This is a genomic window from Candidatus Pseudothioglobus sp. Uisw_050_01 (genome assembly GCF_048085775.1).
In the GTDB taxonomy this organism is placed as follows: Bacteria; Pseudomonadota; Gammaproteobacteria; order PS1; family Pseudothioglobaceae; genus Pseudothioglobus.
In genome coordinates, this window is the sequence record NZ_CP159804.1 from 398,445 (window position 1) to 417,917 (window position 19,473).

The 19,473-nt window shown below is 32.7% G+C and carries 16 protein-coding genes; 15 read left to right on the forward strand and 1 reads right to left on the reverse strand.

The genetic code is table 11. The features are described 5' to 3' along the window. Position 1 precedes the first annotated feature (1 nt). The 6 genes from asnB to ABXT51_RS02000 are packed head-to-tail and all read left to right on the forward strand — an operon-like array spanning position 2 to position 8,488. On the forward strand, positions 2 to 1,939 hold the full coding sequence (asnB, locus tag ABXT51_RS01975) for an asparagine synthase (glutamine-hydrolyzing) (RefSeq protein WP_416695912.1): 1,938 nt from the start codon (positions 2 to 4) through the stop codon (positions 1,937 to 1,939). Beyond that, entirely contained in the window at positions 1,939 to 4,209 is a 2,271-nt protein-coding gene (locus ABXT51_RS01980) for a glycosyltransferase family 4 protein (RefSeq protein ID WP_416695913.1), read from the forward strand. The genes asnB and ABXT51_RS01980 overlap by 1 nt, the downstream gene beginning before the upstream one ends. After that, entirely contained in the window at positions 4,206 to 4,802 is a 597-nt protein-coding gene (locus ABXT51_RS01985) for a sugar transferase (protein ID WP_416695914.1), read from the forward strand. The genes ABXT51_RS01980 and ABXT51_RS01985 overlap by 4 nt, the downstream gene beginning before the upstream one ends. Then, on the forward strand, positions 4,799 to 5,425 hold the full coding sequence (locus tag ABXT51_RS01990) for an acetyltransferase (RefSeq protein ID WP_416695915.1): 627 nt from the start codon (positions 4,799 to 4,801) through the stop codon (positions 5,423 to 5,425). The genes ABXT51_RS01985 and ABXT51_RS01990 overlap by 4 nt, the downstream gene beginning before the upstream one ends. Continuing rightward, complete coding sequence (locus ABXT51_RS01995) at positions 5,419 to 6,594, forward strand: DegT/DnrJ/EryC1/StrS family aminotransferase (protein ID WP_416695916.1); 1,176 nt, start codon at positions 5,419 to 5,421, stop codon at positions 6,592 to 6,594. The genes ABXT51_RS01990 and ABXT51_RS01995 overlap by 7 nt, the downstream gene beginning before the upstream one ends. A 4-nt stretch (positions 6,595 to 6,598) precedes the next feature. Then, positions 6,599 to 8,488 carry a polysaccharide biosynthesis protein gene (locus ABXT51_RS02000; protein WP_416695917.1) on the forward strand — a complete coding sequence of 630 codons (1,890 nt, stop codon included), beginning with the start codon at positions 6,599 to 6,601 and terminating at the stop codon, positions 8,486 to 8,488. A gap of 25 nt (positions 8,489 to 8,513) precedes the next feature. Here the strand turns inward: ABXT51_RS02000 and galU are convergent, their stop codons facing one another. Then, positions 8,514 to 9,344: a UTP--glucose-1-phosphate uridylyltransferase GalU gene (gene galU / locus ABXT51_RS02005; protein WP_416695918.1), complete on the reverse strand. Its 831-nt coding sequence runs from the start codon at positions 9,342 to 9,344 to the stop codon at positions 8,514 to 8,516. A 243-nt stretch (positions 9,345 to 9,587) separates the two neighbouring features. Here galU and rfbF point away from each other — a divergent pair, with 243 nt between their 5' ends. The 9 genes from rfbF to ABXT51_RS02050 all read left to right on the forward strand — a co-directional run bounded on the left by rfbF (position 9,588) and on the right by ABXT51_RS02050 (position 19,472). After that, positions 9,588 to 10,361, forward strand: a complete 774-nt coding sequence (gene rfbF, locus ABXT51_RS02010; protein ID WP_416695919.1) for a glucose-1-phosphate cytidylyltransferase — start codon at positions 9,588 to 9,590, stop codon at positions 10,359 to 10,361. Beyond that, positions 10,327 to 11,433 (forward strand): CDP-glucose 4,6-dehydratase, encoded by a 1,107-nt coding sequence (gene rfbG, locus ABXT51_RS02015; protein WP_416695920.1) that lies wholly within the window; start codon positions 10,327 to 10,329, stop codon positions 11,431 to 11,433. Before rfbF ends, rfbG begins: the two co-directional genes overlap by 35 nt. Then, complete coding sequence (gene rfbH / locus ABXT51_RS02020) at positions 11,423 to 12,739, forward strand: lipopolysaccharide biosynthesis protein RfbH (protein WP_416695921.1); 1,317 nt, start codon at positions 11,423 to 11,425, stop codon at positions 12,737 to 12,739. Before rfbG ends, rfbH begins: the two co-directional genes overlap by 11 nt. A gap of 54 nt (positions 12,740 to 12,793) precedes the next feature. Next, positions 12,794 to 13,684 (forward strand): acetaldehyde dehydrogenase (acetylating), encoded by an 891-nt coding sequence (locus ABXT51_RS02025; protein WP_416695922.1) that lies wholly within the window; start codon positions 12,794 to 12,796, stop codon positions 13,682 to 13,684. Beyond that, positions 13,671 to 14,681: a 4-hydroxy-2-oxovalerate aldolase gene (gene dmpG / locus ABXT51_RS02030; protein ID WP_416695923.1), complete on the forward strand. Its 1,011-nt coding sequence runs from the start codon at positions 13,671 to 13,673 to the stop codon at positions 14,679 to 14,681. The genes ABXT51_RS02025 and dmpG overlap by 14 nt, the downstream gene beginning before the upstream one ends. 2 nt (positions 14,682 to 14,683) lie before the next feature. Continuing rightward, entirely contained in the window at positions 14,684 to 15,754 is a 1,071-nt protein-coding gene (locus ABXT51_RS02035; protein WP_416695924.1) for an NAD-dependent epimerase/dehydratase family protein, read from the forward strand. A 7-nt stretch (positions 15,755 to 15,761) separates the two neighbouring features. After that, entirely contained in the window at positions 15,762 to 16,535 is a 774-nt protein-coding gene (locus ABXT51_RS02040) for an HpcH/HpaI aldolase family protein (protein WP_416695925.1), read from the forward strand. A 28-nt stretch (positions 16,536 to 16,563) separates the two neighbouring features. Then, the gene (locus tag ABXT51_RS02045; RefSeq protein ID WP_416695926.1) at positions 16,564 to 18,348 is read left to right on the forward strand and encodes a thiamine pyrophosphate-binding protein; all 1,785 of its coding nucleotides are present in this window, start codon (positions 16,564 to 16,566) and stop codon (positions 18,346 to 18,348) included. A gap of 194 nt (positions 18,349 to 18,542) precedes the next feature. Beyond that, positions 18,543 to 19,472 carry a glycosyltransferase family A protein gene (locus ABXT51_RS02050; RefSeq protein ID WP_416695927.1) on the forward strand — a complete coding sequence of 310 codons (930 nt, stop codon included), beginning with the start codon at positions 18,543 to 18,545 and terminating at the stop codon, positions 19,470 to 19,472. Position 19,473: the final 1 nt, after the last annotated feature.

Sequence of the window (19,473 nt, forward strand, 5' to 3'; positions counted from 1 at the left end):
AATGTGTGGTATTGCTGGAATATATTCACCGAATAAGACTCGCGAAAAAATTATATATATCGCAAGTGAAATGGCTTCCGCTATAGCTTATCGTGGCCCAGATGATAGTGGGGTTTGGGCTGATAAAAATACAAATATTGCTTTATCTCATCAACGATTATCTATAGTAGATCTCTCTTCTAATGGACACCAGCCGATGAGCTCTGATTGCAGAAGATATACTATTGTATTTAATGGTGAAATATATAACCACCATTTTCTTCGCAAAAAGTTAATTGAATCTAATGCACAATACAGTTTTCGAGGTAACTCTGATACTGAAGTGCTTCTTTTAGCTATTGTAGTATGGGGTATAAAGGCTGCTTTACAGAAATGTGAAGGTATGTTTGCAATTGCCCTTTGGGATGGCCTTGATAAGAAGCTATTTTTAGCACGTGACCGATTTGGTGAAAAACCGTTATATTATGGTAATGTTGGCAAAGATTTTGTATTCGGTTCCGAATTAAAAGCACTAAAGGCACACCCTAATTTTGATAATAGTTTAGACCGTGGTTCAATAACTAATTTTTTAAGATATTCTTACATACACTCCCCAAAAAGTATTTATTCAAATATCTCCAAACTACAAGCAGCAAATATTTTATGTATTGACTTTGAAAAAAATGTGAAGACTATATCTTCATACTGGTCATTAGAGGGCCCTGCTGCTTTTCAAAGTAGAGATGAGCCAATCAATAAAAGTTTAATTTTAAAGGAGCTCCATCAAAAACTAGATGATGCAGTTGCATCTCAAATTATAGCCGATGTTCCAGTGGGGGCATTTCTTTCTGGTGGAGTGGATTCTTCACTAATTGTCGCACTAATGCAAGGTCATTCTAATAGACCTATCAACACATTTTCTATTGGTTTTACTGATCCAGCTTATGACGAGTCTGAATATGCTAATGAAGTTTCAAAGCGACTAGGCACTAGTCATACTGAGCTTATTGTATCTCCTGCTGAATTGTTAGATGTAATACCAAGAATGTCTGATATATATGATGAGCCATTTGCTGACTCATCTCAGGTCCCTACTTTTTTGGTTTGTAATTTAGCAAGAAAGGATGTTAAAGTAGTGCTAACTGGTGATGGTGGAGATGAAGTTTTTGGTGGGTATAATCGTCACCGATGGGCAGATAGTGCCTGGAGTAGAATGAGACATTTGCCTATATGGCTTCGGAAAAGCTTAAGTGTAATTATTTCAATACCATCTGAGCAAAGGATTAATAAAATCTATTCCATAATAGAATTTTTAATTCCCATAAGGTATAAGATGCGCTTACCTGGAGAAAAAATTCATAAAGTTTCAAGGTCATTATCTAAGCTGAACATTGAAGACTTATACCAGTGCCTTACTTCATTATGGGAGCAGGCAGACGATATAGTTTTGGGTAATCAAAAAGTTGATAATAATTTTCCAAATATCTATGGAAATAGTAATGCTGAACAAATGATGTTTCTTGATCTTGGTATTTATTTACCAGGAGATATCTTAACTAAAGTTGATCGAGCGTCTATGAGCATAGGCCTTGAAGCGCGAGTTCCTTTTTTAAACCATAATGTTGTAGAGTTTGCATGGAATATGCCGTTAGAAATGAAAATTTATAATGGCCAAGGTAAATGGGCTTTACGCCAACTATTAAATAAATATTTACCCAGTTCTCTAATAAATAGACCAAAAATGGGCTTTGGCATACCAATAGACTCATGGCTAAGAAATGAGTTATTTGAATGGTCTCTAGAATTATTAGATGAAAATTTGATTCGCTCTGATGGCTATTTTAAATATGAAGAAATTAAGAAAATTTGGCTAGAGCATCAAAGTGGAAAGTATAATCATCATCATAAATTATGGAATATTTTAATGTTTCAGACGTGGTTGCATAGTGGAAAATCTTGATGAAAAAAATACTCATTATTGGAGGTTATCCTAAGTCACTTATTCAATTTAGAGGTAAATTGTTAGAGTCTTTTATTAAAAAAGGATATGTGGTAACAGCTTGCTCTGATGGCATTGATCAAGAAATTACTATGAAATTGCATGAAATGGGCATTGAATATATTCCTGCAAATATTAAGAGAACTAGCATCAATCCACTTAATGATATATTTTTATTGTTTCAACTCATTTTAATAATTCGAAAAATAAAGCCCGATGCTATATTAACCTATACTATTAAACCAGTAATATTTGGAATGATTGCTGCGCGTTTATCTGGCATTTCAAATCGTTATGCCATGATAACTGGACTTGGTTATGTATTCACTTCTGTTGATTCTATTGGCAAAAAACTTTTAAGACTTGCTGTTTCGTTTTTATACAGGTTATCTTTAAGTTCTGCAAAAGTTGTTTTCTTTCAAAATAATGATGATTTAAATTTATTTAGATCTAAGGGAGTAGTAACTCAAAATGCAAATTGTATAAGAGTTATGGGCTCAGGAGTTGACCTAGATTATTATAGCTTTACTGAGAGCTTTCCAAAAGAATTAAATTTTATTATGGTAGCCAGACTATTAAATGATAAAGGTATTAAAGAATATGTTCAAGCTGCTAGAAATGTTAAAAAATTAAACAGATATAAAAAAATCAATTTTTATTTATTAGGCGGATTTGATTCTAGTCCTGCATCTATTCAGCCAGATGATTTAAAAAAATGGGAGCTTGATGGCTCTATTAAATATTTAGGTGAAGTGGAGGATGTTCGGCCATATATAAAAGATTGCTCAGTGTTTGTTTTGCCTTCTTATAGAGAAGGAATGCCTAGATCTGTATTAGAGGCAATGTCTATGGGTAGGGCAATCATAACTACTGATGTTCCTGGATGTAGAGATACAGTGGTAAATAATATAAATGGTTATTTAGTTAAAGCAAGGTCAGCTGAAGATTTATCAAGAGCAATGATAAGTATGCTTGATAATCCTCAAGTTATATTAGAAATGGGAATTGCCTCCAGAGGAATTGCTGAAGCTCAATTTAACGTTGATAAAGTTAATGAATTAATTATAGATAAGTTTGAGCAAGTTACAAAAAAGAAGGAAAAACTCTTATTAGTAACTAGTTCTTGTATCTTTTTTTCAGATATTTTAAGTGGTCAGCCAAAATATCTAAATAATCACTATGAAGTATCTCTTGCAGCTGGAGATAGTTTAGGTTCTGAAAAAATTATTAAAAATGAAGATCTTAATGTTCATAAAATTTCTATGAATCGAGGCATTAGCCCTATCTTAGACATTTTTTCATTACTCAGTGCAATATTGCTAATTCTCAAATTAAGGCCTAAAATTGTCCAATCTTTCACACCTAAGGCAGGGTTTATCTTTATGATAGCCTCATGGATATGTCGAACACCAATTCGTATTCATACATTTACTGGGCTAATCTTTCCAACTTCAAGTGGGTTTAAGAAAAAGATTATTATGTCTACAGACAAATTATTATGTTTTTGCGCAAAATATATAGTTGCAGAGGGTTTAGGTGTTAAAAATGACCTAATAACATATAAAATTACTAATAAGGAGATTGAGATAATTGGAGATGGTAATGTTGCAGGAGTTGATACAAGCTATTATGCGCCAAGTTCGCTCAATTTAACAGATATTGATTTACCAATACATAAAGAAAGTTTTGTACTATGTTTTGTTGGTAGATTGGCAATAGATAAAGGCATCAAAGAATTGATTGAGGCTTTTAAAGATCTCCCAAAAAATATGGCACTAGTTCTTGTAGGTAATTTGGACGAACGAGAACCTATTAAAGTTGATTTATTAGACTTACTTCAACTTGATGATAGAATTCATTGGGTTGGCTTTAAAGATGATATTAGGCCTTATTTAGAGTTTTCAGATGTTTTAGTCTTACCTAGTTATAGAGAAGGCTTTCCTAATGTTGTGTTGCAAGCATTGGCAATGAAGACTCCGGTTATTGCTACAAATATTAATGGGTGTAATGAGATCATTGATGATGGTTATAACGGCTGGTTAATTCCAAAACAAGATAAAACAGCTTTGGTTAATTCCATTTTAAATGCTTCAAAATTTTCAAGAAATGAATTAAATCTAATGGGTGAGAATGGTAGAAATATTGTCAAAGAGAAGTTTGAAAAGAAAAAACATTTATCCAGAGTTTTGAATTTTTATAATTCTAAAAGTAACTTGAGTAATAATTTATGATAAAACGTGTTTTTGATATAGTATTTTCTATGTTATTTTTATTTTTATTTGCCCCAATTATGGTTGTTATAGCTTTTTTGGTATATCTAAATATAGGCAAGCCAATCTTATTTAGACAAACTCGTCCAGGACTTCATAGCTCACCTTTTAATATGATTAAATTTACTACAATGACAAATATATTTGATGATAAAGGAAATCTTCTGGATGATGAAAAGAGACTGACTGATTTTGGTAAATTTTTGCGATCAACTAGCTTAGATGAACTACCAGAGCTTTGGAATGTCTTAAAAGGTGACATGAGTTTTATTGGTCCAAGACCTTTATTGATGGAGTATCTACCTTTATACTCTTCTTTACAGTTGCGTCGACATGAGGTTAAGCCAGGAGTAACTGGATGGGCTCAAATTAATGGTCGAAATTCAATTAGCTGGGATGAAAAATTTATTCTAGATATATGGTATGTTGATAACTTTTCTTTTTGGCTTGATATTAAAATTTTATTAATAACATTTAAGAAGGTGATAATGCGTCAAGATATTTCTAAAGAAGGAGTGGCTACGATGAGTAAGTTTCAAGGTTCTAATAAATGAAACGTCTAGCTATATTTGGTGCTGGGGGGCATGGGAAGGTTGTGGCTGAAATTGCACAACTTAGCGGATGGTCTGATATTATCTTTTTTGATGATAATGATAGAATCACTAAATTAGAAAATTGGTCAATTCAGGGAAATTTAAAAAAATTCTTGTCACATTCGAAGGATTATGATGGCAGTTTTGTTGCCATTGGTGACAATCAAATAAGACTACAAATAGTTAAACTCATGCTTTCTAGTAGTAAAAATAATTTAGTGACCTTGATCCATCCTAATTCTATTATCAGTCAATTATCAAAAGTAGGGCTTGGTTCAGTTGTTATGGCGGGGAGTATAATTAATCCTTTTTCTTCAATTGGTATTTCTAATATTATTAATACTAATTCAGTTATTGAGCATGATAATTTAATTGGTGATTATGTCCATATTAGTCCAGGTGTAAATATTGCAGGTAGTGTCACTATTGGCCAAGAGAGCTGGATTGGAATAGGTTCTTCAATTAAGCAAAATATATCAATTGGGAGTAATGTTATAGTTGGTCTTGGTTCTGTTGTGCTTGAAAATCTTCCTGATAATGTTGTTGCTTTTGGTGTTCCTGCCAAGATTGATTTACAATGTTAAATACTAATTTTTCACCATGGCCATCTTTTACTAAGGAAGAAGCTGATGCAGTAAGCAATGTACTTTTATCTAATAAAGTAAATTATTGGACAGGCTCAATATGCCGTAAATTCGAAAAAGATTTTTCTGATTGGTGTAATGTGAAATATTCGGTTGCTTTAGCCAATGGAACTATTGCCTTGGATAGTGCTTTTAAGGCCATAAATATCGGGATTGGTGATGAAGTTATTGTAACCTCACGCACATTTATTGCTTCTGTTTCATCGATTGTGAATGCTGGAGCAACACCGATATTTGCTGATGTTGATCTTGATTCTCAAAATATTTATCCCGACTCAATTCGAAATAATATTTCAAATAATACTAAAGCAATTGTTTGTGTTCATTTAGCTGGCTGGCCATGCGAAATGGACGAAATAATGGAAATAGCTAATGAGCATAATTTATTTGTAATTGAAGACTGTTCCCAAGCTCATGGAGCTAAGTATAAAGAAAAGTCTGTAGGTTCTATTGGACATATTGGTTGTTGGAGTTTTTGCCAAGATAAGATAATATCTACAGGAGGTGAAGGTGGAATGGTGACTACTAATAGTGAGGTTTTATGGGAAAAAATGTGGTCCTATAAAGACCACGGTAAGAGTTATAAGTCAACATTCCAAAGTGCTCCTTCAGGTGCATTTCGTTATATCCATGATTCTTTTGGGACAAACTGGCGTATGACTGAAATGCAAGCTATAATTGGCCAAATCCAGCTTAAAAGAATGCATGAGTGGCATGATCAGCGCCTCAAAAATGCAAATAGAATTTGGAGTGCAGCTAGAAAATGTAAAGGGCTAAGAGTCCCAATAATTAATAATTATATAGATCATGCGGCATATAAGTGTTATGTATTTATTGAACATGCTCTTTTAAAAATTGACTGGTCAAAGGCAAAAATTATTGAGGAAATAAATGCTCTAGGAGTGCCATGTTATTCTGGCTCATGCTCAGAAGTCTACCTAGAAAAATCTTTTGACAAGTCTGGACTTAAACCTAAAGATAGCTTGCCTAATGCAAAAAAATTAGGTGATGACTCTTTAATGTTTCTAGTTCATCCAACGCTTACTAATAATGAAATTCAAAAAACTTGTGATGTAATTATGTCTGTCATGAAAAAGGCATCAATTTAAAATAATGCTTAATAAGTTCAAAACTCTATCTAGATTGAGTAAGCAGTTAATCATGTGCTTAGTTGACTCTTTAGTAATTATCTTAGTTCTTCTAGCATCATTTTCTGTTAGGTTAGGCTATTGGTATTTCCCTAATAATGATTTAATTTGGTTAATATTTGGTTCTCCAATAATTGCTATACCTATTTTTATATATTTTGGTCTATATACTGCAGTTATTCGATATATCGGCTTTGATGCTTTATGGCGTGTGGCAAAAGCTGCTTCACTTTATGCATTAATTTGGGGGGTAATTGGATTAATGAGTGGAGCTTATGACCTTCCTCGTTCTGTAATCTTAATTAATTGGGTACAGGCAATTTTTGTTATTGGTGCCCTTCGCATAATAGCTCGATGGGTACTTTATGGATCAAAATTAAAAATTGAAAATAGCCATGGTATCAATGTATTAATTTATGGGGCAGGTGATGCAGGACTTCAATTGGTTTCTGCATTGATGCGCTCGTCTCAATACAACCCAGTTGGTTTTATTGATGACTCAAAAGAGCTGCAAAATAATCAGGTCTCTGGATTGAATATTTTTTCAGTAGAATTAATTGGAAGCTTAATAAATAAACTGAAAGTTGATGAAATCTTAATTGCAATGCCATCAGTCTCAAGAGCTAAAAAACGTTCTATTCTTAATAAATTAGAGCAATATTCTGTTGTAGTAAGGATACTTCCTAGTATGTCTGAGTTAGCTCAAGGAAAAGTAAGTATTGGAGATTTAAGGAAAGTTAGTATTAAAGACTTATTAGGTAGAGATGTTATTGAGCCTAATAAAAAATTATTAGGGGCGAATATTTCTAAAAAGATTGTAATGGTTACTGGTGCTGGTGGTTCAATTGGTTCGGAGCTCTCAAGGCAAATTATTTTTTTAAAACCAGAGGCAATCATACTTTATGAGATTAATGAACTGGCTCTCTATACCATTGAAAATGAGTTAGCTACTCTTAATTTTTCAGATGTTAAAATTTATCCAATACTAGGGAGTATTAATAATCAGTCTCGATTTACAAATGTACTTAATCACTATGGTGTTAATACCATCTACCATACTGCAGCATACAAGCATGTTCCAATGGTTGAATTTAATATCACTGAAGGGATTTATAATAATGTATTTGGTACATTAAAGTGTGCAATAGCTGCTATAGATGCAAAAGTTGAAACTTTTGTTCTTATTTCTACTGATAAAGCAGTTAGGCCAACAAATACAATGGGAGCCTCTAAGCGTTGTGCTGAGTTAATTATTCAGGCCTTGTCATCTGAACAAGATAACACTTTATTAAGTATGGTTCGATTTGGAAATGTTCTTGGATCAAGTGGATCCGTCATCCCATTGTTTGAAAATCAAATTAAACAAGGTGGACCAGTAACCGTTACTGATATTAATATTGTTCGTTATTTTATGACTATCCCTGAGGCAGTTGAACTGGTTATTCAGGCTGGAGCAATGGCAGAAGGTGGGGATGTATTTGTATTAGATATGGGTAAACCTGTGAAAATTTATGATTTAGCTAAAGAAATGATTAAATTAAGTGGACTTCAAGTCCTTGATGAAGAGAATCCAGAAGGTGATATTGAAATTAAGTTTACTGGTTTAAGGCCAGGCGAAAAACTTTATGAAGAGCTTTTGGTTGGTAAAAATACTTCAAAGACTGACAATGAATTAATCATGCGTGCTCAGGAAGATATGATTAGCTGGGAGACTTTAAGTTCTCTTCTAGATGGGCTTAAGGACTCTCTAATTGCAAGTGAATATGAAAAAACTCAAGCGCTTCTTATAAATATTGTGCCAGAATTCTCCCCTCAATCTAAAATTGTAGACTTGTTGTATAAAAAAATTAGATAATTTAGAAAATATTTTAAATAAGACATTAATTATCAATAATTTTGAACTTTTTAGCAAAATGATTTGTTGCATCAACAAATCCTTCTATGCTTCCACAATCAAACCGTTTGCCTTTAAATTTAAGTGCGATTACCTTACCTTGTTTAGCTTGAGAAAGGAGAGCATCTGTGATTTGTATCTCACCATTTTTATCAGGCTGTATTTGTCTAAGAATTTTAAAAATATCTGGCGTAAGAATATAACGACCAATAATAGCTAGGTTGCTATCTGACTTTTGAGGCTTTTCAGTCATATTAGTAACTTGATAAGTATCAGTTGAATTAGAAATTAAGTTACCATTTATAATGCCATACCTACTTACTTGACTCATAGGTACCTCTTCAATTGCAATAATTGAGCATTTGTATTTGTTGTATGTGTCTATCATTTGCGATAGTGTGCTCTGTTCTTTACAATCACATAAGTCATCAGCTAAGATTACAGCAAAAGGCTCATTTCCAATAAGTGGCTCTCCTGTAAGAATTGCGTGACCAAGGCCTAGCATTTTTTGTTGACGTACATAAGTAAAAGTTGAACTTTTTATAATATCTTTTATCTCTTTCAAATAATGTTCTTTTTCAGTGCCTTGGAGCTGAGATTCTAATTCAAATGCATTATCAAAGTGATCCTCAATTGCGCGCTTTCCTCTTCCAGTTACTATTGCCATATTTTTAATACCAGCTGCTAAAGCTTCTTCTACTCCATATTGAAGTAAAGGTTTTGTGAGAATTGGGAGCATTTCTTTAGGAACTGCTTTTGTAGCTGGTAAAAAACGAGTTCCATAGCCTGCAGCGGGGAAAAGACATTTTTTTATCAATTGATTTCACCTTTGTTTTTAAAATTATATTATAACTAAACTGATTAAGACCTGAGTGATGCCTATTAATATTAAATATAAAGCTAATTTTTGACAACACATTCAGGGTTAAGACTATATAATTTCGAAATAATATAACTCTTTTTTTGTTTTTTTCTATAGAGTTAGTTCCAGGAATAATTAAAGAAAACTTTTTAATTTTAATTCTGATTCAAAAAATAACTAACTTGCACAAGGAATAATATGAAAGCAGTAATTTTAGCAGGGGGCCTTGGTACTCGCATTAGCGAAGAAACTGACAATATTCCTAAGCCAATGATTCGTATTGGAGGAATGCCTATTATATGGCACATAATGAAACACTATTCAAGTTATGGGATTAATGACTTTGTAATTTGTTGTGGGTATAAAGGTTATGTGATTAAAGAGTATTTTTCAAATTATTTTTTACATGTTTCAGATGTAACTTTTAATATGAAAGAAAATAAAATTAAGGTTCATCAGAGGCGAGCTGAACCATGGAATGTTACATTGGTTGAGACAGGTGGTGAAACTATGACTGGTGGTAGAGTTAAAAGAATTGAAAGATATGTAAAAGATGAAGAAGCTTTTTGTCTGACCTATGGGGATGGTTTAAGTGATGTAAATATCAGAAACCTTCTTGATTTTCATAAAAAAAATGGAAAGCTTTCAACATTGACAGCTGTTCAACTACCTGGTCGATTTGGAGTACTAGGTCTTAATGGAGATATGGTAGAAAATTTTCAAGAAAAACCTCAAAACCATAATTCTCGAATTAATGGAGGTTTTTTTGTGCTATCTCCAAAAGTCATTGATTTGATTGAAGATGATTCAACAATTTGGGAAAAAGGTCCGCTTGAGGCATTAGCTAATAAAGGCGAATTATCAGCTTATAAACATGATGGATTTTGGCAACCTATGGATACTTTAAGAGAAATGAATTATTTACAAAAACTATGGAATGAAAATCTTGCTCCATGGAAGACTTGGAAATAAAGGCATGGTTGAGTCAATTTTTTGGAAGGGTAAGCGTGTTTTTTTAACTGGCCATACTGGATTTAAAGGAAGCTGGCTCTGCATGTGGCTAACTTCATTGGGAGCCGAGGTTAAAGGATACTCGCTATTACCCCCCACAAGTCCATCATTATTTGTTGAAGCAAGAGTTGAAGAGTTGGTTTACTCTACAATTGGAGATATTAGAGATCAAGAGATTCTATTAGAAAGTATGGTTTCATTTGATCCGGAAATTTTAATTCATATGGCAGCTCAACCACTTGTTAGATATTCTTATGACAATCCTGTAGAAACCTATGAGGTAAATGTGATCGGAACTGCAAAAGTTTTAGAAGCTGCAAGAAGCTGTAATAACTTGAAAGTAATAATTAATGTTACAACTGATAAATGCTATGAAAATGATGGCTTAGGCCAAAGTTACAAAGAAACTGATCCTATGGGTGGTTATGATCCTTATAGTTCTAGTAAGGGTTGTGCTGAGTTAGTTGCTGGATCATATAGACGTTCTTATCTGGCTGATTTAGGTATTGGTATTGCGACAGTTCGTGCAGGTAATGTGATTGGTGGGGGCGATTGGGCTAGTGACCGACTGATTCCAGATATTTTAAGATCTTTTGAGCAAAATAAAGCAGTTATAGTTCGAAATCCTAATGCTACACGACCATGGCAACATGTGCTGGAGCCATTATCAGGATACCTTCTTCTGGCTCAAAAAATATATACTGATCCTAAAAAATATTCAGAAGGTTGGAATTTTGGTCCTAATGAGAAAGATATTAAGCCAGTTCATTGGATTTTGGATAAAATGATTTCTAGCTGGCCAAATGCTACTTGGGCTCTTGATAATAAGGTGAATTTACATGAGGCAGGCTTTTTAAAGCTTGATATATCCAAGGCCAGAGAAAGATTAAATTGGCAGCCAGTTTGGGAGTTAGATAAAATCTTAGAAAAAATTGTAAGTTGGCATAAAGCATGGGCAAATAAAAATGATATGCAATATTTATGTCTTACTGAAATTAATGATTATATGAGGGATATGAGTAGTGAAAACTGAGAATGAGTTAAGGCATCAAATAGCAGAACTTGTTGGTGAGTTTGCAGCTATCAAGTACCAAGATCAATCTTTTAAGCCAGGAAGAACTGCAATTCCTGCATCCGGAAAAGTAATTGGCTCAACTGAGCTGAAATATATGGTTGATGCATCATTAGATGGTTGGCTAACTTCAGGGCGTTTTAATAAGAAATTTGAAAGTGAGTTGGCACAATTTATAGGAATAAAGCACTTGATTACCGTTAATTCAGGCTCTTCTGCTAACTTAGTTGCTTTTTCAACCTTAACTTCTTCTAAATTAGGTGACAGGGCCATAAAAAAAGGAGATGAGGTAATAGGAGTTGCTGCCGGTTTTCCAACAACTGTTAACCCTATAGTTCAATTCGGTGCAATTCCTGTATTTGTAGATGTTGAATTAAATACGCATAATATAAATGCTGATTTAATTGAGGCAGCTATAACCTCTAAAACTAAAGCAATTATGCTGGCCCATACTTTGGGTAATCCATTTAATCTCCAAAAGATTAGAGAATTATGTGATAAGTATAATCTTTGGTTAATTGAAGATTGTTGTGATGCATTAGGTGCAACATATGGTGGAGTTCATGTAGGAACTTTTGGTGATATTGCAACGTGTAGTTTTTACCCAGCACATCATATTACTATGGGAGAGGGTGGGGCTGTTTTTACTAATAGCTCAGAATTAATTTCTATTGCAGAGTCTTTCAGAGACTGGGGAAGGGATTGTTATTGTGATCCTGGATGTGATAATACTTGTGGTAAGCGATTTGATCAAAACTTGGGTGATTTGCCTAAGGGTTATGATCATAAGTACACTTACTCACATTTAGGATACAACTTAAAAATAAGTGATATGCAAGCTGCTTGTGGCCTCGCCCAATTAAAACGCTTACCTGAATTCATCAAAAAAAGAAATTCAAATTTTGAATATTTACTTAAACGAATGTCAACATTATCTAGTTTTTTAGAGTTCACAGTTCCAACAATCAACTCACAGCCTTCTTGGTTTGGTTTTCCAATAACAATAAAAAAATCTTCTATTTTTCGTCGTGTTGATTTACTTAAATATTTGGATAGTAATCAGGTTAATACACGCTTACTATTTGCAGGTAATTTAACTAAGCAACCATATTTTTCAAATGTAGAGTATCGTGTTGTAGGTGATTTAAATAATACTGATATAACAATGAACCAAACTTTTTGGGTTGGTGTTTATCCTGGACTAGATAAGGCTCACTTAGATTTTATTGTTGAAAAAATCGAAGAATTTTTTGGTATTGGTTTTTAGGAATATTTAATATTTTATTAAACTATCAATTACTATGAAATTCCTTTAAATATAATGAGCTTTATCAAAAAAAAATATAGAGTAGCAATTCTTGGGTCAGGAAATATTGGTACTGACTTGATGATGAAAGTGCAAAAATCAAAAAATCTATTATGTGTTGCATTTATTGGAAGAACTAATAATTCACAAGGCATGATGAGGGCGATTGAGTCTGGTATAAAAATCTCAGATAAAAGTATTCAATATATTGTTGATAACCCTGAAGAAATTGATTTAGTTTTTGACGCGACATCAGCTAAAGACCACGAAATGCATTCCAAAATTTTAAAAAAACTTGGAATTGTTTGTATTGACCTTACACCTGCAAAGGTTGGCCCTATGTGTGTTCCTTCTGTAAACTCAGAAGAGTGTTTAAATGAAATGAATATCAATATGGTTTCTTGCGGTGGGCAAGCATCAGTTCCTATTGCAAAAGCTATAGCTAACACTCATCAAGATATTGAATATATTGAGGTTGTATCAAGTATTGCTTCAAAAAGTGCAGGACCAGCAACACGAAGAAATCTTGATGAATATATTAAAACTACATCAGAAGGGTTAAAGTATTTTTCTGGGGCTAGAAAAACAAAATCAATTCTTAACCTAAATCCTGCCATACCCCACATCAATATGGTTACTACTATTTTAGCCAAAGTAAAAACACCTAATATTAAAAAATTAGAAAAAGAAGTTACCTTGATGGTTGATAAAGTTCAAGCTTATGTTCCAGGGTATGAATTAATTTTTGGTCCGAAGTTAGAAAATGATAGAATTGTAGTAATGTTGAAAGTAAGAGGATTAGGAGATTATTTACCTAAATATGCTGGTAATCTAGATATCATTAATTCTGCAGCAATTGCTATGGCAGAAGAGTATGCAAATAATAAAATAAATGAAAAAGAATAAAGTACTGATAAGCGATGCTACACTTAGGGATGGAAATCATGCTATATCTCATCAAATGACAGAGAAGCAAATTTCATCCTATTGTTTGGCTGCAGATAGGGCTGGGGTTCCTATTGTTGAGGTGGGTCATGGAAATGGTCTAGGAGCTTCTTCTCTTCAAGTAGGCAGATCTTTGGTGGATGATATAGATATGTTGACTATTGCTAGAGAAAATCTTAAAAAATCACGACTCGGTGTTCATGTAATACCTGGTTTTGCTACTATTGAAAATGATCTTAAGCCTGCAATAGATTGTGGTGTTGATGTTTTTCGTATTGCCTCTCATTGTACTGAGGCAGATATAACTGAAAGTCATATTCGTTTTTGTAAAATGCAGGGAAAGACTGTTTTTGGGGTTCTTATGATGAGCCATATGGCTGGGAAAGAAGTGCTTTCTGATGAAGGTAGCAAAATGCAAGAATATGGTGCAGAAGCGGTTATTCTTATGGACTCTTCAGGTAATTATCTCCCAAATGATGTTAAAGAAAAAGTTAGTTTTCTTGAAGAAAATTTAAATATTTCTGTTGGTTTTCATGCTCATAATAATCTTGGTATGGCAATACCTAATTCTGTCGCTGCAATTGAGTCTGGAGCGACGATAGTTGATGGCTGTTCAAGGGGCTTTGGAGCAGGTGCTGGAAATGCTCAGTTAGAGGTTCTTGTAGCAGTATTAGAGCGTATGGGGTATGATTTAGGCATTGATTTATACAAAATGCTTGATGCAAGTGATATTGCTGAAAGAGATTTAATAAAAATACTTCCATCAATTACCTCCACTAGCATTGTAAGTGGTCTTTCTGGGGTTTTTTCTGGATATCTTCGACCGGTAATTAGGATTGCGAATGATTTTAATATTGATCCACGTGATCTTTTTTTTGAATTAGGTAGGCGAAAAGTTGTAGCAGGTCAGGAAGACCTTATTATTAATGTTGCTTCTGAGATTTCAAAAGGACAATAGAAATGCATGCGCAAAATAAAGCTATTAGTAGTGATTTTGAATTAGTTTTCCCAAATGTTTCTGATAAGCTTAGTGAATTAAAAGGGAAGACTATATTAATTACAGGAGGCACTGGCTTCATTGGGTGTTGGTTATCTGAGTTATTATATTACTTGAATATAAAACATAGTATGAGTATTAAACTCATAATTGTTGCTCGAAATTATGATAGTTTTAAGCTTAAACTTCCTCATCTTGTAGATTCAAATTTTCTTCAATTTATTTCTAGCGACATTCGTGATGTTACTGAAGTCCCAGCTGATGTTGATTATATTATTCATGCAGCAAATAGTCCAGATAATCGATTTCATTCTTCAAGGCCTTTTGAAAATATGACGACTGTTGCAGAGGGAATGGGAGCACTTATAAGGGCTGCATCTTTTGTACCTAATCTGAAAAAAATTATTAATCTTAGCTCAAGTAGGGTTTATTCATTGGGTAAAAATAATAAAGAAAATTTTTCTGAAAAAAATCAAGGTCTATCATTTAATCATCAGCTATTTAGTTGCTTTGGCGAGTCGATGAGATATAGTGAACTTTTAGGCCTTGCTGCTAGAAATGAACTTAGAATACCTTTTGTTAATATTAGACCATTTACTTTTTGTGGGGCATATGGGAGTATAGATTCACCTTGGGCACTTAACAATTTTATTAATGATGCTTTAAACGATCGACCAATAAGTATATTGGGAGATGGTAGTGCAATTCGAAGCTATATGTATGGTGCTGACTTAGCAGCATGGATCCTTGTCATTATGCTGCATTCAGAAGATGGGAAAACATATAATGTTGGCAATGATCATGGTTTTTCGATATTTGAAATAGCTAAAAAAGTTTCTCATTACTTCCAACCTTCTCCAAGTGTTTTACTAAATACATCGCTTACTTCTAAAGTAAATAATCTTTCTCTACTACCAGATATTTCAAATGCAAAAATAGACTTTGAGCTATCTCATTATACGGATATTGATGTCGCTATTAAAAGGTCAATAGAGTGGTATCAAGAGGATTTAATTTTAAAAGATAAATTTTAAGGTAAATATGCTAAATAGAAATCATTTGCTCGAAAAACTTAAAAATACTAATGAGATTTGTATAGGTACTTGGTCAATTATTGCTAATACAACTTTAATTGATGTTTTATGCTCCACAGAGTTAGATTTTATCATTATGGATTCAGAGCATGGGTCAATAGGATTTGAAAGTGCGCAAGAAATGACTATAACTTGTGAGTCTAAAAAAGTTTCTCCTGTAATTCGATTGCCTGATTTAAGTAAAGAAAATGTTTTAAAAGCTTTGGAAATTGGTGTGCATGGAATTCAAGTTCCAAATATTGATAATTTAGAGCAAGTGAATCAGCTTCAGGAATATTCAAAATATCCACCTATTGGAAAACGTGGATTCTCTCCTTTTACTAGGGCATGTGGCTATAGTTCAAATAATTCAATTGAGATGATTTCAAAAGCAAATAGCAACACGTTGTTAAATATTCATATTGAAGGAAAAGATGGGATAGATAATATAGATAAAATTTTAGAAAATAAGTATATTGATGTCTGCTTTATAGGTTTATTTGATATTTCAAATTTTCTAGGTCGACCGGGTGAAATAGACCATCCAGAGGTTCTTAAACTTTTTAAATTGCTTTCATCTAAAATATTATCAGCTGGAAAAATTGTAGGCTCAATTTCGAACAATATTGACCAGTTAAATTACTTAGCGGAAAATAAAGTTAGATATATTACTCATTCTGTTGACTGTCAAATGGTTCAACAAGTCTATCAAGATGTTGTTTCTTCATTAAAAAGACGTTAAAGAATTACAAATAGTCTGGGTTCATAATATGAAAAAAAGAATAGCTGATATTGTTGCATCATTTTTAGTTCAGAAAGGCATTAAGGATATATTTACAGTAACTGGTGGTGGGGCAATGTTTTTAAATGATGGAGTCGCTTCAAATCAAAGTTTAAATTATATTTGTAATCATCATGAGCAAGCTTGTGCAATGAGCGCCGTAGGTTATTCTAAGTATAAAAATGATTTATCTGCTGTAATGGTTACTTCAGGCTGTGGCGCTACGAATGCGATTACTGGTTTACTAGATGCTTGGGGCGATAATACTCCTGTAATTTTTATATCTGGCCAAATCAAAAGAAAAGAGACTTCAAGGAATTCTAAAACAAATTTACGTCAATTTGGGGTTCAAGAGGCCGACATAATTTCAATAGTTCAGTCAATCACAAAGTATTCAGTAATGATTAATGAGCCTGAAGATATTATATTTCACTTAGAAAAAGCTATCTATTTGGCTTTGAATGGTCGACCTGGGCCTGTGTGGATTGATATTCCTCTTGATGTTCAAGGGTTTTCACTAGATGAAGAGAATTTGCGTCATTTTGATCCTCCTTCTCAAGAGATTGTTGAAGAAATTAAAGGTCTTGATAAATTTATTGAATGTTATAAACAATCAAAGAGACCAGTTGTTTTAGCTGGAAATGGTGTTCGACTTTCAGACTCAATAGGCTTACTCAAAAGGTTTATAGGCACCAATAACTTGCCATGTGTTGTAACTTATCTTGGAGTAGATTATTTTGAGCAAGATGATATTAATTATGTCGGTAGAATTGGTATCAAGGGTGATAGAGCAGGAAATTTTGCTATTCAAAATAGTGACTTTATTATTTGCCTAGGCTCTAGGTTGAGTATTACTCAAACTGGATTTGAGTATGATTTATTTGGCAGAGAAGCAACTATTTTAGTTGTTGACATTGATAAAGACGAACATCAAAAAAATACTGTTCGTATTGATGAATTTATTAATGCTGATATAGGTTTTTTTCTTGAAAAAATTATAAATAAAGTTTTACCAAAGCCAAGAGATTTATGGCATTCAAAATGCCTTAACTGGAAAAATAAATGGCCAGTTTATCAAGGTGATTATGATTTAAATAATGTAAATATGTATGAATTTACAAATACTTTATCAGAGATTTTAGGTGAAAATTCAATTGTAGTTTCTGATGCTGGCTCTAATTTCTATGTTGTGGCTCAGTCTTTTTTAATAAACCATTTTAATCAACGATATATTACATCTGGGGCTCAAGGTGATATGGGTTTCTCTTTGCCGGCAGCAATAGGGGTATGCATAGCATCTAAAGACGCAGTAATAGCTATTACAGGTGATGGTTCATTTCAGATGAATATTCAAGAGCTGCAAACAATTAAACATCATAATCTTCCAATTAAAATTATGATTATGAATAATAAAGGTTATCTCTCAATACGTGGAACTCAGAATAAATTTTTTGATAGTCGAAGAATAGGAAGTGATTATGACTCAGGTATTTCATTTCCTAGTATAGAAAAAATTGCAGCGGCATATGAAATACCTTTCCTTAAAATTAATAACTCTAATGAGTTAGCTAAAAAGCTCAAAAATGCTATTAAGCTCACTGGTCCAGTTATTTGTGAAGTTATTTGTTCAGAAAGCCAAGAAATTTTACCTACTGTAAGTGCAGTAAAAAATAATGATGGATCAATGACATCAAAGCCTATAGAGGATATGTATCCATATTTATCTAGAGAAGAGTTCTATAATGAGATGATTATAAATCCACTACAAGAATAAAATAAATATTGATATAACCAAATAATGTTGTAATTAGTATTTAAGGATTAATTTCCCACTTATGGAAGATATACTTTCAACCCAAGATTCTCAACTAAAAAAAATTAAAATTACAAATGAATTATTTCTTTTTAGAGTCTTTAATAAAAAAAAATGTAAGATATTTACTTAATAAGGTGTATTAGTAATTCTTTATGTTTAAATTTTTACAAATTGTTATTTTATCCAGAGACAGAGCTGAATATCTTCAAGAGTCTATTGAATCAGTTCTTGCACAAAATGATGTAGAGTTAGATTATGAGATTATTATTTCTGATAATTCAGAGCAAAATGATGTAAATGAATTAATAAATAAGTTTTATTCAACAAGTAAAAAAATTAAATATATAAGGAGAGTGCCTCCAGTTTCTGCACAGCATCACAACGAACTGGTCATATCTGAATTAAATTCTAAATTTGCAGTTATTTTTCATGATGATGATATTTTGCATCCCGATTACTTAAAAACTATTGGTCCATTTATTTTGAATAACCCTCCTGCTGCAATAAGTTGTAATGCAAAAATATTTAAAAATAAAATTACTGATGGCAAAAAATTAATGCATCATTTTAAGTCTATAAAAAGATTTAATAATAAACAGTGTTTTTTAGAGCAATATCTTGTGGGTAATGGAGGTATAGCGCCTTATCCTGGTTATGTCTATAATACGAGTTTTTTGCAAAAAGTTTCATTTGATTCTATTGGTAAGGTTTCTCAAATTGGATGGAAGCATTTTGACGTTTCAATATTATCTTCCTTGCTAGATTATGGTGACATTATATGGCTTCCTGAAACTTTAATGTTTTATAGACTTGGCGGTGATAGCAATAATGAAGATGTGTCTGCAAGACTAAGACTTTTAAGATATATGTTTATGATTGGAATTGATAGAGCCTCTAAGCCAGTTTTTTTGTATCGCTATCTCTTTTGGTTAAACTGGATAAGGCAACAAGAGTTTTTGTGGTCTAATCTTTCAAATTGGCGATATCAAATTGTTATAAAGTTTATTTTTTTTAAGGCAATCAATGTTATATGTACCTCATATTTTTGGAAAACATGTTTTAGAAAACTACAATTTAAATAGT

Coding starts and splice junctions, on each gene's coding strand:
- asnB (WP_416695912.1), top strand. CDS start 2: ATGTGTGGTATTGCTGGAATATATTCACCGAATAAGACTCGCGAAAAA.
- ABXT51_RS01980 (WP_416695913.1), top strand. CDS start 1,939: ATGAAAAAAATACTCATTATTGGAGGTTATCCTAAGTCACTTATTCAA.
- ABXT51_RS01985 (WP_416695914.1), top strand. CDS start 4,206: ATGATAAAACGTGTTTTTGATATAGTATTTTCTATGTTATTTTTATTT.
- ABXT51_RS01990 (WP_416695915.1), top strand. CDS start 4,799: ATGAAACGTCTAGCTATATTTGGTGCTGGGGGGCATGGGAAGGTTGTG.
- ABXT51_RS01995 (WP_416695916.1), top strand. CDS start 5,419: ATGTTAAATACTAATTTTTCACCATGGCCATCTTTTACTAAGGAAGAA.
- ABXT51_RS02000 (WP_416695917.1), top strand. CDS start 6,599: ATGCTTAATAAGTTCAAAACTCTATCTAGATTGAGTAAGCAGTTAATC.
- rfbF (WP_416695919.1), top strand. CDS start 9,588: ATGAAAGCAGTAATTTTAGCAGGGGGCCTTGGTACTCGCATTAGCGAA.
- rfbG (WP_416695920.1), top strand. CDS start 10,327: ATGAAAATCTTGCTCCATGGAAGACTTGGAAATAAAGGCATGGTTGAG.
- ABXT51_RS02025 (WP_416695922.1), top strand. CDS start 12,794: ATGAGCTTTATCAAAAAAAAATATAGAGTAGCAATTCTTGGGTCAGGA.
- dmpG (WP_416695923.1), top strand. CDS start 13,671: ATGAAAAAGAATAAAGTACTGATAAGCGATGCTACACTTAGGGATGGA.
- ABXT51_RS02035 (WP_416695924.1), top strand. CDS start 14,684: ATGCATGCGCAAAATAAAGCTATTAGTAGTGATTTTGAATTAGTTTTC.
- ABXT51_RS02040 (WP_416695925.1), top strand. CDS start 15,762: ATGCTAAATAGAAATCATTTGCTCGAAAAACTTAAAAATACTAATGAG.
- ABXT51_RS02045 (WP_416695926.1), top strand. CDS start 16,564: ATGAAAAAAAGAATAGCTGATATTGTTGCATCATTTTTAGTTCAGAAA.
- ABXT51_RS02050 (WP_416695927.1), top strand. CDS start 18,543: ATGTTTAAATTTTTACAAATTGTTATTTTATCCAGAGACAGAGCTGAA.